At 37.3% G+C, this 15,710-nt stretch carries 17 protein-coding genes; all 17 read right to left on the bottom strand.

The features are described 5' to 3' along the window. Window positions 1-56: 56 nt before the first annotated feature. Window positions 57-599 carry a CD3073 family putative ECF transporter S component gene (locus AB3H93_RS03555; RefSeq protein WP_368020148.1) on the bottom strand — a complete coding sequence of 181 codons (543 nt, stop codon included), beginning with the start codon at window positions 597-599 and terminating at the stop codon, window positions 57-59. Next, a complete protein-coding gene (locus AB3H93_RS03560; protein ID WP_368020149.1) occupies window positions 592-1,092 on the bottom strand; it encodes a CD3072 family TudS-related putative desulfidase in 501 nt (166 codons plus the stop codon). Before AB3H93_RS03560 ends, AB3H93_RS03555 begins: the two co-directional genes overlap by 8 nt. Next, entirely contained in the window at window positions 1,089-2,489 is a 1,401-nt protein-coding gene (gene selA / locus AB3H93_RS03565) for an L-seryl-tRNA(Sec) selenium transferase (RefSeq protein WP_368020150.1), read from the bottom strand. The genes AB3H93_RS03560 and selA overlap by 4 nt, the downstream gene beginning before the upstream one ends. A 14-nt stretch (window positions 2,490-2,503) precedes the next feature. Next, window positions 2,504-3,628 carry an aminotransferase class V-fold PLP-dependent enzyme gene (locus tag AB3H93_RS03570; RefSeq protein ID WP_368020151.1) on the bottom strand — a complete coding sequence of 375 codons (1,125 nt, stop codon included), beginning with the start codon at window positions 3,626-3,628 and terminating at the stop codon, window positions 2,504-2,506. A gap of 1 nt (window position 3,629) precedes the next feature. Next, window positions 3,630-5,525: a selenocysteine-specific translation elongation factor gene (gene selB, locus AB3H93_RS03575; RefSeq protein WP_368020152.1), complete on the bottom strand. Its 1,896-nt coding sequence runs from the start codon at window positions 5,523-5,525 to the stop codon at window positions 3,630-3,632. Window positions 5,526-5,537: 12 nt separating this feature from the next. Beyond that, the gene (locus tag AB3H93_RS03580) at window positions 5,538-5,795 is read right to left on the bottom strand and encodes a DUF3343 domain-containing protein (protein ID WP_010737598.1); all 258 of its coding nucleotides are present in this window, start codon (window positions 5,793-5,795) and stop codon (window positions 5,538-5,540) included. Between the two features lie 10 nt (window positions 5,796-5,805). Next, the gene (gene yedF / locus AB3H93_RS03585; protein WP_368020214.1) at window positions 5,806-6,147 is read right to left on the bottom strand and encodes a sulfurtransferase-like selenium metabolism protein YedF; all 342 of its coding nucleotides are present in this window, start codon (window positions 6,145-6,147) and stop codon (window positions 5,806-5,808) included. A gap of 21 nt (window positions 6,148-6,168) precedes the next feature. Continuing rightward, on the bottom strand, window positions 6,169-6,405 hold the full coding sequence (locus tag AB3H93_RS03590; protein ID WP_368020153.1) for a sulfurtransferase TusA family protein: 237 nt from the start codon (window positions 6,403-6,405) through the stop codon (window positions 6,169-6,171). Between the two features lie 69 nt (window positions 6,406-6,474). Continuing rightward, window positions 6,475-7,506, bottom strand: a complete 1,032-nt coding sequence (gene selD / locus AB3H93_RS03595) for a selenide, water dikinase SelD (RefSeq protein WP_228196878.1) — start codon at window positions 7,504-7,506, stop codon at window positions 6,475-6,477. A gap of 206 nt (window positions 7,507-7,712) precedes the next feature. Then, window positions 7,713-8,585 carry a sulfite exporter TauE/SafE family protein gene (locus AB3H93_RS03600; RefSeq protein WP_228196877.1) on the bottom strand — a complete coding sequence of 291 codons (873 nt, stop codon included), beginning with the start codon at window positions 8,583-8,585 and terminating at the stop codon, window positions 7,713-7,715. Between the two features lie 116 nt (window positions 8,586-8,701). Beyond that, window positions 8,702-9,718 (bottom strand): proline racemase family protein, encoded by a 1,017-nt coding sequence (locus tag AB3H93_RS03605; protein WP_368020154.1) that lies wholly within the window; start codon window positions 9,716-9,718, stop codon window positions 8,702-8,704. A gap of 13 nt (window positions 9,719-9,731) precedes the next feature. Continuing rightward, a complete protein-coding gene (locus AB3H93_RS03610; RefSeq protein ID WP_368020155.1) occupies window positions 9,732-10,211 on the bottom strand; it encodes a glycine/sarcosine/betaine reductase component B subunit in 480 nt (159 codons plus the stop codon). A gap of 21 nt (window positions 10,212-10,232) precedes the next feature. Further along, window positions 10,233-10,970: a proline reductase cluster protein PrdD gene (gene prdD, locus AB3H93_RS03615; protein WP_010737604.1), complete on the bottom strand. Its 738-nt coding sequence runs from the start codon at window positions 10,968-10,970 to the stop codon at window positions 10,233-10,235. Window positions 10,971-10,982: 12 nt separating this feature from the next. After that, entirely contained in the window at window positions 10,983-11,708 is a 726-nt protein-coding gene (gene prdB / locus AB3H93_RS03620) for a D-proline reductase (dithiol) protein PrdB (RefSeq protein ID WP_081001064.1), read from the bottom strand. Then, entirely contained in the window at window positions 11,709-12,017 is a 309-nt protein-coding gene (locus tag AB3H93_RS03625; RefSeq protein ID WP_010719135.1) for a CBO2463/CBO2479 domain-containing protein, read from the bottom strand. Between the two features lie 13 nt (window positions 12,018-12,030). Next, window positions 12,031-13,926 carry a D-proline reductase (dithiol) proprotein PrdA gene (gene prdA / locus AB3H93_RS03630; RefSeq protein ID WP_081127579.1) on the bottom strand — a complete coding sequence of 632 codons (1,896 nt, stop codon included), beginning with the start codon at window positions 13,924-13,926 and terminating at the stop codon, window positions 12,031-12,033. A gap of 26 nt (window positions 13,927-13,952) precedes the next feature. Beyond that, complete coding sequence (prdC, locus tag AB3H93_RS03635) at window positions 13,953-15,302, bottom strand: proline reductase-associated electron transfer protein PrdC (protein ID WP_368020156.1); 1,350 nt, start codon at window positions 15,300-15,302, stop codon at window positions 13,953-13,955. Between the last annotated feature and the right edge of the window lie 408 nt (window positions 15,303-15,710).

The following is a 15,710-nucleotide window of genomic DNA, read 5'->3' on the forward strand; positions in this document are numbered from 1 at the left end:
ATGTTTGTAGTTATAAAAGACTGGACTAGCTTTAATATCTGTTAGTTGTTCTCTTTTTATTTTACTAGGATACGTTGCGGTAAACGTTTCATAAACCAAGCAACGAGTAAACAAGAAAGCATCTTATCCACAATATTTCCTGCAACAGTTGCCCAATAAGTTGCAGTGATCATTTCTTTACCGGAAGCCTTGAAAGCAAAAATGAGGATGTCCGTTCCTGAACCGGTAAAACCACCAAATAAAGCTAAACGGATCGGCGCACCGATCATTGGACAAACAACGGCTAATAGTCCCCCTGCTATTAGCGCTTTTTTGTAAGAAAATCCATTCTTCGCTAGTAAAGAACAGATAATTGCTACAACAATATTTACGAATACAAAAGGAACAGCCAACGGTCCACTGATGATCCCCATTAATAAATTAGTGGCAATCCCAGCCATTACCCCATAACTCATACCAAAATTGGTTGAAATATAAATCGTTCCCATCGTATCTAAAAATAATAAGGGGATTTTCATTAGTGAAACAGCCTCACCTAAAACAACATTTAAAACAACGGCCATTGCACATAAAGTCAATATTTTCATTTTATTATTCATCGTTTACTTTTCCTTCTAAAAATAGTTTTAATTTCTGATATAAATCGCCTTGTGATTCTTCTGTATACCAAGTTGGAACTTCAAAATAAGGATTAACAATCCCATGATTCTTACATAATTCAAAATACTCTTCCATTAGTACGCCTCGCTGTGCTGAGATAGAACAATTAGGACTTTCATTGATCCCGATGATTCCCAAATAGCGATAATCATTCGCTTGATACTCTTTGATTTGTTGAATGACTGGTTGCAACATACTTTGATATTTTTGACGATAGCCTGGTATAGCAACATATTCTTGATAAGTCATTGGTGGTCTCTCTTTTCCTAAGGTCAAAAATTCAGGACAAGGCAATTGTAGCAACGCAACGCCTTGATTTAATAAAGAAATGGCCAAAGGAAAAGCACCACGAGCCCGTTCCCATCCAGGTATCACCGCATGTTGATTCAAGATGCAGTGTGAAACAACCACAAATTCTCTCTTTAATTTCATGTTATTTCCTCACAAAAAATCTTTTCTAAACTGACGAACACCTGATGAAGTTCTTCTTCAAAAATCGTGCGCATATCTAAATAGTTTCGCTCATTTTTTACCCGACTAATCACTGGAACAATTCCTTTTCTTAGTCTTCGTTGCAGCTCTTCCGCATGCCATCGCTTACTTTTTACTGTTACTGCATAGGTAGGTAATAAGCTTTCTGGATACGTTCCACCACCAACCGTACTATAATCTTTTTCGATAGCGACTTCGAGTTGCTCGATTTTTTTTAACTTTTCAGCTAATATTTGGGCTCGATTCAAACAATTTTCGATCTTATCCGATAGCATTTGCAAAATAGGCAAGGATCGAATGGCTTCTTCTTCATCAAGATAAAGTTCTAAAGTTGCTTCTAGTGCACTTAGAGTCATTTTATCGACTCTTAATGCACGCAGTAGCTGATTTTCTTTCATCCTCTGAATATACGTTTTTTTACCTACGATAATTCCGGCTTGTGGTCCGCCTAATAATTTATCTCCACTAAAGGAGACCACATCACACCCTTGCTCGATTACTTCTCGAACAGTCGGTTCATACGGTAAGCCAAAGCGTCGCATGTCAATGAGTAGACCGCTACCCAGATCATTGATTAACGGGACTTGATGTTTTTGTGCTAAGAGAGCTAACTCTGATAAGTGAGGAGTTTCTGTAAATCCAATGATTCGATAATTACTGGTATGGACTTTTAAAATCGCTCCAGTTTCAGAAGTCAAAGCCTGTTGGTAATCTCTAATATGCGTTTTATTGGTTGTCCCTACTTCTCTAATTTTCCCACCTGTTGCGGTAATTACCTCTGGGATACGAAAGGACCCTCCTATTTCAACAAGTTCCCCTCGAGAAACCAATACTTCTTTATCAGTAGTCAAAGTATCAAGAATTAACATAACAGCTGCTGCGTTATTATTCACCACTAAGACGTCTTCTGCTCCGGTAAGTTTTTTTAGAATATGCGTTAAATGATTGTATCTAGTACCTCTCTTGCCACTAGTTAAATCCATTTCTAAATTTGAATAGGAAAAACTTATTGTCTTTAATTGTTCCTCAATTTTCTTACTAAGTAAGGAACGTCCTAGATTTGTATGCAGAATCGTACCGGTCCCATTAATTACTTTTTGTAACGAATACGTTCGTTGTTTCACTTTTTCAATCACTAGAATACAGAGTTCTTCAATCGCTGGAGGTAACACTTCTTCTTTTAAAACAGTTTTTCTAGTTTGTTCTAAAACACTTTGTACCTGTTGTTTGACTACTCCGTAAGAATACTTCTTTTCTAATATTTGCAATTCAGGAGTTTTTAATAAACGATCCACTGAAGGCAAATCTGCTAATCGTCGTTGTATTTCTCTAGCCATCGTTTACCTGCTTTCTATCGTTTTGCAATTATTCTCAACGCCTTTATGGTTTTTTCTATTTCTTCTTCTGTTGTAAAACGGGATAAGGATACTCGAACAGTTCCAGTATTTTTAGTTCCTAAATCTTGATGTATTAGCGGTGAACAATGGTAGCCTGAACGTGTGGCAATGCCAAACTCTTCCCACAGAATGTCACTGATTAAAGCTGATTCTACAGATCTGATATTCAACGAAAAAACGTCTATATGCTCTTTCGTGAAATCTCCATAAAACGTTAATTCTGAAATCTTCGTCGCTTCTTGGTAGAAGTAGTTTCCCAATGATGGTGTCTCTTGGGACATTAGCCAACCTACACTGGCTGCTAATCCAGCAATTCCTGGCACATTTGCTGTCCCAGCTTCCAACATTGCTGGCATTTCATCCGGCTGCTCCTTAGAGAAGGACTTCATACCATCACCACCAGTTATTATCGGTGTAAGTTTCATTTTTTTGTGAATACAGATGCCACCAATTCCTTGTGGTCCATGTAACGCTTTGTGTCCAGTGAAACAAGCCGCTGCGACCTTCCCATCACTTAAGTCAATTGGTAGATGTCCAGCTGTTTGAGAAATATCTAAGATTAAATACAGCTGATGATTGTGGCAAAAACGTTTTATCCATTCAATATCTAAAAGATTCCCTGTCACATTACTCGCATGATTGCAGACCACTACTTTGGTTTTTGCGTTTAATTTTTCAGTAAATTCTTCATAATTCAACTGTCCAGTGATCGGATGACTACTGATAATGTCGTAGGAAACGCCTAGTTTTTCTAATTGATAGAGTGGTCGCAGCACGGAATTGTGTTCCCAACTTGTGGTCAATACATGATCACCAGCTTGAATGAACCCTTTTAATACTGCATTAAGAGCAATAGTCACGCTTCCAGAAAAAATAATTTCATATAAATCCCCGGTATGAAAAAAATTTTTTAATGTATCTCTTGCCATTTCTATTAATTGATAAGCACGAATGGAATAGCTATGAGCGCCACGAGCTGGGTTGCCATACCTCTCACTTTCAAGCACATCTAGGATTGTTTGTTTCATACAAACCGGCTTTTGGACTGTCGTAGCTGCATTATCTAAATAAATAGTCATACTAGTCTCCTTCTTGTTTCCCTAAAATCCGATAATTTTCTACTCGTTTTGTGATGCCGAGTTTATCGATTGATTCTAAAATAAGCATGGAAGCTTTTCGGCTCGAGTTTGTCATATCACGAAAATCAGCCAGTGTCATTTTCTTGTTTTTCTTGATATAAGTCCGGATTTGTTGAATAGCTTGTTGGTAAATCTTTCCTGACAGAACATATTCGTGGGTTAAAAAAACAGCGCTGGTGGCATCTAAAGCTTCCAATACTTCTTCAGCATTTTTGTCTAAAAGGGCTAACTCTTCTTTTTTTATCGGCATATAACCACTGTTTTTTAGGTAACGTTCAATTTTTTGTTTGGCGACTTGTTGATAGCTATTAAATTGTACTTGAAAATCATAAACAGATAATCGTTTCTGTTGTTCTTTGATTACGTTGAATTTTTTTAATAATTGAATCAAGACGAAAACTTCTTTTTCGGTCAAGCCATTTCGTATTTTAGAACGAAATTCTTCTAAAGGCATACCATCCCGTAGACGATATTTTTTGTGATACTCTTCTAAGATCTTTTGTGCTTTTCCTGCTAATTGTTGGTATCTTTCATAAAGTAAAAAACCACAAGAGGTAAAGAAGATTTGACTTTTATCCTGTAGTTCTTCTAATGAATGGCTTAGTTGATCAAGGGTGACACCCAGATAGGCCAACAATTCTTTTTCTACTGTAAATGGCTGTTTCTTATTTAACATAAAATCAATTATCATACTGTTTAGATTGCCATTTTCTTTTGCTTTTAAGCTTTCTAAAACCGCCTGCTTGAATCGGCGATGTTTTTTGGGAACGGCGTTTAAGACTTCGCCTCCAGCAATCGTATGCATGGGTGAATAAGAGCGTAGAATAAAACGATCTTTTTCTTTTACAGAAACTTTTTCTTCTAATCGTAACTGCAAAAAGCCTTCTTCGTTTGGTCCAATCCAATCTAATCCTAATGGAACAGTACGAGCCATTACTTCTTTTGTTCCGATCAGCACTCTTACCCGATCCCATAGACTAATTCCCCCATCCGTTTCTGCCAAACAAGATACCTTAACATCCAGCATCCAGCTTTCCTCTAAAGAATCCGCGGTTGATAAAACATCCCCGCGCGTGACTTCTTCACGGGTAATGTTTGCTAAATTGATAGCAGTTCGTTGTCCAGCATATGCTTTTTGAACATTATTTTCATGTACCTGAAGATTTCTTATCCGAACTTTTCGCTTATTTGGATAGAGATAGCAGTTTTCTCCAACGGTTAGTTCCCCTTCCAGCAAAGTGCCTGTAACTACTGTACCGAAGCCTTTTACACTGAAAACCCGATCGATATTTAACCTTGGTGTTCCACTACTTACTTGTTCTGATGTTTGCTCCGTGTAGGCTTCGATTTTTTTTAGTAATTGTTTGATCCCTTTTCCGCTAATGGCATCGGTTTCAATTATTTCCGTTTTTTCTAAAGGCGTGTGAAGTAATTGATCACGTATATCTTCGATGACTAGTTCTTTCAATTCAGCATCAATCGTATCAATTTTTGTTAATACAATTAAAAAATGGTGGATTCCTAATAAATTCAAAATATCAATATGCTCTTTTGTTTGAGGCATGATTCCTTCACTAGCATCAATGACTAATAAAATAAGATTAAGACCAGGTAGTCCAGCAACCATATTTTTAATAAATTTTTCATGGCCAGGAACATCTACGAAACCCACACGTTGTTGATTTGGTAAATTTAAGTAAGCAAATCCTAGATTAATCGACATGCCCCTTTTTTTTTCTTCTTTTGTTGTGTCAGTATCTATTCCAGTCAGCGCTTTGATCAATGTTGTTTTTCCATGATCAATATGCCCAGCTGTTCCAATTACAATATTTGCCATTTCTTTTACCCCTTATAATAAGTAATACGTTACATCCAATCCAACTTGAAGCGCTTTATAAAAACCTTCTGATGACACATTATTTTTAGCTAAAATATGACGTATCTGATTTTCAGCTTCTAGCGGAAATTTTAAAGAAAAACCACAGCTAAGGTATATTTTTTCGGGTGTAGGAATGATTCTTACAGATAGTTTAGCTGATTGGCACATCAGCTCAGCTCTCATTGCTTCACGTGTCGAATGAAATAATACCACTCCATATGACTTCATTGTTTACTCCTTAAGGTTTGATGATTTTTTTAGATTGTCGCATCATTTCAACAATATGATACATATTGGTCACTTCACCGACTTTACATTTTTCACTGAGGTTATAATAGTTAAGACAGGCTCCACAAGCATAAATTTCTACCCCATTTTCCGCAAGAATCTGTAAATCCTCCAAGGAATCCGAGTTGTCGCTTACTAAATGGACCCCACCATTGTAGAAAATGATTTTTTCGGGCAAATCAGGTTGTTCGGTTAAAGAATAAATAAACATTTTTAATAATTGTTTCCCTAATTCTTTCGACCCTTGCCCCATCGTATTCGTGTCGACAACAACTATATAATTGTCTTCAATATCATTTTCTCTTGTAAGTTCTTATTCATAAATAGAAGCTATCCCTCCGTTTTTCTTGGAGATACGTACAGTAAACGATTGTGCATCATTTTGCTTTACTTGATAATCATAACCTAGTTGTCCCGCCATTTTTTTTAGGTTTTGTGCAGCAATCTCATTATCGACAGTTGTTTCTACTGTATCGTTTTCTTCCAAAGCTTTCTTTGTTTCAATCACTGGAAGGGGACATACTTTTCCCAATGCGTTAATTTTAACCATTTTGATTCTCCTTTCCATGTGTAGTTAATCATGGGATCAGTTTATTAGACTAATCGAACAATTTTTTTCTTAATAAACCATGATTTCTGCTGTCTTTTTTTTCGTAACAACGCCAAAATCTTTGGCTAAGATATTGGCTGATTTCAGCTCTTCTTCTAATTTTTTTGCTTCTTTAGCCGGGATACTTACCAATAATCCTCCAGATGTCTGTGGATCATATAGCAACTCTTCGATCCCTAAATCATCGACATAAAAGGCCATCTTTTTTTCCATAAAATTTCGGTTTCGTTGTCCTCCAGCAGTAAAAAGAAAGGCTTTTGCTCCTTCATAAGCTTCTTCAAAATATGGCAGTTTTTCTGAATAGATTTCAGCTGAAAAATTGTCATGTAACATTTCATGAAGATGTCCTGCTAACCCAAATCCTGTTACGTCGGTACAACTAGTGATTGGATATTTTCTGATGATAGCCATCGCATATTTATTTAAGGTTTCCATACTTTTTGTTGCTTTGGCAAACCCTTCTTTGGTTATTGCCCCGGCGCTGTAACCAATGGTGATAATGCTTACACCTAGAGGTTTTGTTAAGATTAAGTGATCTCCTTCTTGACAAGTATTATTTTTGTAAATATTGTTTGGATGAATTGTGCCAGTTACAGAAAGTCCATATTTGACTGAACGGTCATGGATTGAGTGCCCACCTGCTAAGATTCCACCTGCTTCTTGAACTTTTTCAGCCCCGCCTCTTAAAATCTCTTTTAAAACCTGTAGTTCTTTTTCTTCAGGAAAAGCAACAATATTTAAGGCAGATAATACATTCCCTCCCATCGCATAAACATCACTCATCGCATTGGCAGCAGCAATTTTGCCAAATAAATAAGGATCTGTCACCATAGTAGGAAAAAAGTCTAACGTCTGAATAATTGCTAATTCATCGGTCAATTTGATAACGGCTGCGTCATCTGTTGCATCAAAGCCCACTAACAATTTTTCATCTTGGGATTTAGGGAGGTCTGCTAGAATATTCCCTAGATTTCCAGGACCAATCTTAGCGTTACATCCACCACAAATAATTAATTGTTCGATTTCTTTTTTCATTGGCATCCACTTCCTTTTCATATAGTGTAATAATTGATGACTTTTCCTCTACTGCTTACTGCTTACTGCTTCATTTTCTATAGTTACACCAACAATCAGAAAATAGCGGGCAAATCATTAAAATAACTATGCTAGTTTGGTGTACTAAAAATGAAGAAGTGGCTGTACAGTTCTTTCCACTCCTTCACATTTTGCTACTAGATTAAGCTTTTCTATTTTTTAGAAAACATTCCTTTTCGCATATATGTAATTCCTGAGTAAATAATTACAGCAATGATTACCCAAGTCAGCATATTCAAATCTAAACTTGTGACGAATTTAACAGCAATAATTACCCCAATCACTCCACCAATCGTAATTGCCAAACTAACTTTACGCGCATAATCACCAGATTTAATAAAGTTACCTGAAGCAACGGGCATCAATCCTGCACAAGAAGCCATCATAATAGGAAAAGCAACAAGCGGACTTAACCCCAACATGTATACTAATGCCATACATGGTGCATATAAACCTACGCCAATCGTCATTAATGCACCTAAGAGGAAATTACCGATGACGCCGATGATTAGCTTAAGACCTGTTAAAGCAGTCGCTTCATTTCCAGAGCCTAAGAGATCCAGCATTCCAGCTTGTTTTAGCCCCATTAAAATTGCTGTCACAATCAGAGCAAGTCCCATAAAAAACTGCACCTTTTTTTCAGGTAGCTTACTGACTGTTTTCGAACCCACAAACGAACCCACAATTGCTGCTGCAACTAATGAAAACAGAGTAATGGGTGATACTTTAACAACAGTAATGAAAATAAAAGCTTCAATGATTACCGGAATAGAGTGTGCCACATTGAGCGTTCCTGGTAATTGTCGATCGTTATCTAATTGCTTGGTAAATTCTAGTAACATGGTTGTTGGCGCAAAACTACCAATCCCTAATGTATCTAAAAAATCGGTAATTAACCCAATCGTTCCAGAAATAAGATAATTTCCTCCACCCCAATTTCCTTTATTTGCAAGTAAGTCGCGAACAAAAAAGAATAAGAAATAGAGTAATAAAACGCTTAATAAACCCAACAGTAGTTGTACCATGATACCTCCTTAATAGTAAGCAGAGTTTTACTAACCCATCATTTTTTGTGTAACCATCTGTTAATGGCTAGGACTAGAGAATTCAATTCACATTTTGGATGGTTATACCGTGTATTTTAATCAAGTAAAAATCCATTTTTTAATGAGTCTTTAGGATCGACAAGGAATTGATTAAATCCTGTAATATAAGCAGATCCCGTCACTTTGGGAATAATCGCTTGATAATTTCCTACACGTGTTTCCTTTGTAATTTCTCCCTTAAACATTGTTCCTAAAATACTTTCATAGACAAAACTTTCACCAATTTTCAACTCATTTTTTGCATACAAAGTTGCTAATTTAGCACTCGTTCCCGTTCCGCAAGGTGAACGATCAACTTGTCCATCCCCGAATACCACGACGTTTTGATAAGTAGCTTCAGGACTTTTAGCAGGACCATAAAATTCGACTAAGTCAACGGTTTTAATATGTTTTAATCGGGGATGTTGGATCTCGATATTTTGATTAATCGCTTCGCGGATTTTTAGACCTGCTTCAGTAAATCTTGACGCATTCTTCGCCTCAATTGTTAAACCAACTTCTTCGGCTTTTAATATGGCAAAAAAACTTCCGCCAAAAGAAATATCCACATGAACTGTCCCAATATCGGGCACACTCACTGCCACATTTTCTTTATATAGAAAGGATTCCACGTTTTCAAAAGAGACCGATTCCGCAGAGTAATCTTCATCCAGATGAACCTCTCCGCAAACAATCCCCGCAGGTGTATCTTGCGTTACTTTAACCACACGGGTTCCTTCTCCTACATCTACCCAGCCCAATTCTACAGCTGCTGTCATTGCCGCAATGGTGTTGTGACCGCACATATTTAAATAGCCACCAGAATCCATGAAAATAATCCCGTAGTCTGCCTCATCATGAACCGGTTCACAAATAAAAGCCCCGAACATATTTTTATGCCCTCGTGGTTCATGCATTAGCATTTTACGTAAATCATCTGCTTGTGTTTCCAGGTATATTTTTTTATCCGCCATCGTTTTTCCATGAAATTTAGGAATGCCTCCTACAATTAACCGAGCGGCTTCACCAGCTGTATGGGTATCTACTACTGATATCATTTTTGATACTTTCATACTAACCTCCACGTTACTTCAATTTTTGATTATCTTTACGCATCTTTAGTTTTATAAAAGCGAGCGCTTTAACTGCATCATAGAAAGTGATCGTATTTTCTCCAACCACTTCCGTTTCAATCCCTGCTTGTGATTTATTAAAATCCAGCACATATTTTGTATAATCATTTTCTACGACAAACTTGGCTTGTTTCCCAATAAATTTGAGCCCAATAACACTGATGCCACGACGACCTATTTCTTCTAGGGTGTTGGCAAAATCGATGTCTGAATTTCCCCAACCATCTGTTGATAAAACAACGCCATCTGTAGCCATCGCTTCTAGCCAAGTAGCTGTTCGTTGTCCGACTAGATGCTTCATTTCATTGCTTTGAGGCGTGCCAATAATAATAACATCTTGGAAATCAATGTCAGGATCTTTGCTTAAAACATCCAGTAAAGGATCTTTAAAAAGGTGCATCGAAGTTTCTTTAGTTGATGGTCCTATTCCCATAAAAATCCCCTTTTCTAACAATTAGACCATTGAACGAATGGCACCATCACGATACTCATTGGCAGATAAAAAGATGGGCATATTATTCATATCGATAATCGAATGACCACCCTTAAACCCACTAGGTTCATCTGGAAATAATAACATATCGTACATCGCACCTTGGCCAGCTACCTGCTTGACCAACGTCACTTTTGGCTTTCCCGGATTTCTTTTTTCTTCATAGATATGTGTTTCCGTTGCTTCCTTACCATCTAGCAACTTTAATTGTTCTCGGATTTCCTGCAGATAATTGTCAACTATCCGAAATAATTTTAAACATAACTCACGATCGAAAGGTGTTCCTTTCTTGACAAGTAAGTCAATCAAAATAATGTAATCCTCTGCGTTAGGTGTGCCCGGTCGATTTAAAAATAAATGATCACGCAATACACCATCAGAAGAACCAAACTCATGGAGCTGTTCACCCTCATCGATTGTGCCGGTCATTATGACCGACACTCCCGTTAATGTATGGGTGATACCCGTCCCCAAAACGCCTAATACTTTAGCAGAAATTGGTAAAATATCCATGATAGTATTTGTTTTTAGGTCTAACTGATCTGGCTCTAACAATCGGATCGTCAAGGATTTGACATCCTCACACAGACAATCAAATTCAGTTTTTATCTGTAGTTGATTGTGATCAAGCTTAAATTGATTTCCTATGGAAACTTTTTCCATATGGAAAACTTTCATTTTTAATGTTTCTCCTTGCATGCTGATCCCTCTTTACACATGAGCGATATATTCATAAGGTAATGGCACAATTTTCCCTGGTGTTTCAATTGAAACTAGGCTTTCTAAAGTATCTTTTAAAATACCCGTTTGCATGTCAATATTATGTGGTTCTCCGGCATTAGCACCCATCGGCACACGTGGTGCTACAGCTCTAGGTGAACCATTTTGCCGTACTACTGGTGGTAATGCGGCGATTAAAATAGTAGGAATCCCTGCTTCCTCAATTGCTCTCTGCACGATCACGGCAGTTCTATGACAGGTCCCTCAACCAGCAGTCAAAACAACTGCATCAACTTCTTCTTCCACGAGTTTTTGTGCGATTTCTGGTCCCGTCTGTTCATTAAAGGCATCTTGGTCACCGCCGCCTCCCATAAAGCCATAATGTACAGGGGCAGCTTCTTTAATAAAACCAGCTTTTACTAATTCATGCAGTCGATCAATCGGAAACATTGCATTGACATCCCGATTAACGTCTGCGTTGTCATATCCACCATGTGAGACCATTAAATCTTCACTTGGTACTCCATCTGGAATCTCACGATACGTTGTGTCTCCTGCCAAATTAAAGCGTGTATCACTTTTTAAGTGGACACCAGCTGCCGTTGCCAAAGCAATCCGCATTTCTTTCAGCTCTTTTTTAACGGGCGTAAAGACGGATTTGGGTGTGATTGGTACAAAAATTTCTGACTGTAATCCTTCGAATACTGTTAAACTCATCTACTCATTTTCCTCTCTCATTTTTATTTTCTTCTGTTGATTTTTTAAACGTCGACGTTCATGTTCTGTGATTGCTTCAACGTAATGAGTATTGGCTGCTTCTTCCAAAACCTCTGGATAACTCATCAAAAATCCAACTTCTTGTCCTATTTTTAAATCGTACTCTGAAATAATCATGCGCCGCGGAATTTTTAATTGACCTAGTCGTCCTTTGATATCAATAGTTACGCTCGCATCTCGAACTTCAACAAGTATCCCTTCAAACATTTGTTCAGTAGAGACATACTTTAATTTTTCGATTCTATCCATTTTGCACCTTATTTTATTCTTTTTCATAAATTTCTTGACGTTTTTTACTTTTCGGCAAAGATTGCTCATTTTCTTCCAGGTCTATTTTTCTTCCTGTTGTTTTTTCGATAATCTCAATGTTGTTTTGTTTGACATTCGGATTCCATTTACGTTCAGCTGGTTTAATTGTTCCTCCACCCATTAACGTTTTTAACATAGCTAAATCACGAATGGCGTCTTCTCTACACAAGGTATTATTTGATAAAATTTCATTTTCAATCCCTTGTTTTGATTTATTATTATCAACCATTGCGCCCATTTCAGAATTACCAACAACTAAGGCTCCTTGAACAGCACTATAAGAGTCGCCAACCACTTTGATTCCACGTTTTCCAATTTCTTCCATGTGAGAAGCGAAATCAATATGATTATTTCCGAAACCTTCAGTGGTTACAATGGCACCATCAATGTCCATGGCTTCGACAGTCATTCCTAAACGTTTTGAAACATAATATTTTTCAGTATTCGCTTGTGGAGAGCCGACGAACATAACACCGACTAAATCAATTTCTTCATCTGCCATTGCTTCTTTAACAAGCGGTTCCCGCCAATAATGGCGTGAAGTTTCTTTCGAAGCCGGTCCAATACAAGTTAACGCATGGATTCCTCCATCTAATACTTCTGTTGGTGCCAATAGGATTGGCAAATTGCCAAGGTCAACATTTGGTTTTGCGCCAAATGTTCCAACTGGCTCGATGGGCATAATCAAATTATCATGCATCGCACCTTGCCCCATTATTTCTTTGATGATCAAAACTTTCTTATTGCCAATTCGACGTTTCTGTATAATTTCTTCTGAATGTATCACCAATGATTCATCCGCTTTTTTGAGGGCTTCACGAATTTCTTGAGTGATGTAATCAGAAGCTTTGTGAGCGGCTAGCGGACCCGGACGTTCCATATTCGCGTGTTCTTTGATTGTCACTTGGGTTTTAATAAAGATTTCTCCTTTATCTGGTGCTCCAGGTCGTCCCCACATAATGTTACGATCTAATTCTCCTTCAGAAGAACCAAATTCACCGATTTGAACTCCATTAGCATCCGTCCCTGTAACAACCATGACGACACCATCCAGTACTCGGGTAATTCCATGCCCAAGATCACCTTCAACTTTTGCGGCAATTGGCTGAACGTCCATAATCGTTTCACTATATTCAGTGTATTTATCTGGTGTAATGATTTCTAAAGTCATATCTTCAACGAGCTGTTCCAGTTCAACTGCTTCAGCGCAAATTTCTGTCATTTTTCGTAAAATTAAAGTTGTTCCTTCGATTTTTGTTTCTTCCCCAAAAATCACCTGATCAATTTTTAGATGATCATGTCGTACAGAACGAATCACTTTTTCTTTCACCTGATTTGAGTTTTCCAAAACCGGTGCTGGTATTACTGGCGTTACTTGCTCAGGAATTATTGATTCCGGTTCAGGATTTACCGTTTCGGTTAACTGAGTAGCCATCATTAAAGGAAGCTCTAAATCAATTCCTTTTCCTTCAGCAATATGAATTTTAATAGTCTGACCACTTGTTACAGAAGATGAAGCAGTTTGAATTGGCGTCGCAATTGTTTCAGAAGTCTCAACTTCTTTTTTTTCATTTAAATGAACTTCTTTCATTCCTTCAGATACACCTTCCAGTAATTCTTTTGTCAATGGAATCAACGCATCCGTTGTTTCTTTTAATGTTGTACCAAGTACTTGTTCAATTGTTAACACATCTTCAGAAAATTCAAGCAACCCTGATTCTTCTAGATCAAGAAAAATTGCGGGGTCCTCTAGATTTTCTGGCGTAATCACTGTGCCTGCTTCCGCACGACAACAGAGTACAGCTAGATCTTTTGCATGTTCTTGGGCAGTTTCAGCCGTAATAGACATTCGTTAAATCCTCCTAAAATTTAAATTTATTTCGTTGTAGGTAATTTACGATATAGTCTGTGCCCATCTGCCCGAAGTACATGATCTGTATGATGATAAACCGGAACTCCTAACCTAGGAGCTACACCAATAACGGTGTTCGTTCAATCAGAACAAGTTCCAGTCATCACAACTTCAGCACCTGCTTTTTTCAAAGCAAAGACTGTTTGTGCTTGTCCTGGACATATACCTGGCAAGGTACATCTATATCTTCCATTCACTTTTACCATTCGCTTACAGCGTTGTGTAGCAACAACTTCAGCACCCATGTTTTCAGCTATTTCAGTCATTCTTTCTTCTGAACCGCCGCATTCACAAAGTAATAGTCCTATTTTTCGATGTTCTTGAGGAAATGGCATAGCAACCAATACCCCTCCGCTGGTTTTCGTAATGGGGGTTTCTTCCGTGCCGCTATGACCAGTCATTGGTCCACCAATCACAATTTCTCCATGGGGCTCAATAAAACCTCCAACTTGATCAATTAATTGCTTGACAGGTGTTCCAATTGGGACATCTTTAAAGACTGTTTTCTTTTGTTTTACACGACCAGATACCGTAAGATCTTTATCAATAAATGGTTTTCGCTGTTCAATCGCTTCGACAATGCGTTTAATTGTTTCAACATTATCCACTACTGCTCCGATTTCGATTGGCAGTTGACCAGGGTCTAAAGTGATGTTCAACACTTCACGAATCACTACACGTTCATCGCCTGCAGGATAGATGTCAGGTAATTGGTAAACATCTATTGTCGGTTCATTGTTGATAAACTTTAACAATTGTATGACTAACTCTCGATGTTTTCCTTTAACGGCAATGATTCCTTTGGGTGCTTTCGTAATGCTCATGCAATACTTTATTCCACGAATCAATTGTTTGATTTGACTTTTCATTTGCTTTACATTGTGAAGTAATAAAGCTTCACATTCTGCACCATTTGCGATAAAGATGCCTTCTGGTATTTCACAAGATAATTTTATATCTGTCGGAAACCCAGCTCCACCAGCTCCGACAATTCCGGCTTCTTTGATTGCTTGAATATAAGAGGATGTTTCTGGAATAGGAAGATAACTTGAAAAATTTTGCTTTTCATCAATCTTTAGCACAATCTGATCGTTGGTTACTTCTGATACAACGCCTGAAAAGCTAGAATGAATGTTTGCTCCTAATCCATCTGGTTTAGCAATTTTTTGTCCACGTTGCACATATTCGCCTATTTTTACCATACTCTTTGATGAAGCGCCTACATGTTGTTTTAATGGTATAAGAATTTTTTCCACTCTTTTCACCTCCCTCGTTTTACTTGAACTTGAGTAAACTAGCCACCCACAGCTCATGTTTATAATATCACAATATGGAGGTTTGATGAACGATTTATTTATAAACAATTGTTATTTATAGTTCTATAAATGCTTTTATAACAATGAAAATATATGTATTGTTTTTTATTTAAATATAGATAAAAAATAACAACATGTACTTAATGATTATATACATAGAGTGAGAACTGATGGAAAATCTTTTTTCACTTTATTGAACGACACATATAGTCTATGCAATTTTGATTATCATAATTTTTTCATTTTCATTCATCAAAAAATACAGTTTAGCACGGTTGCTCTTTCAATATCTGTTCTATTCTATTGGCAAAATCAGCTCGATAATCATCTCCTTTTTAGCTAATAAAAAATCAAAAAAATATGTTAGAGAGCAATAGACATTTTCACAATAAAAAAGGGACTGGG

It is taken from the genome of Enterococcus sp. C74 (genome assembly GCF_040887125.1).
Taxonomy (GTDB): domain Bacteria; phylum Bacillota; class Bacilli; order Lactobacillales; family Enterococcaceae; genus Enterococcus_B; species Enterococcus_B hirae.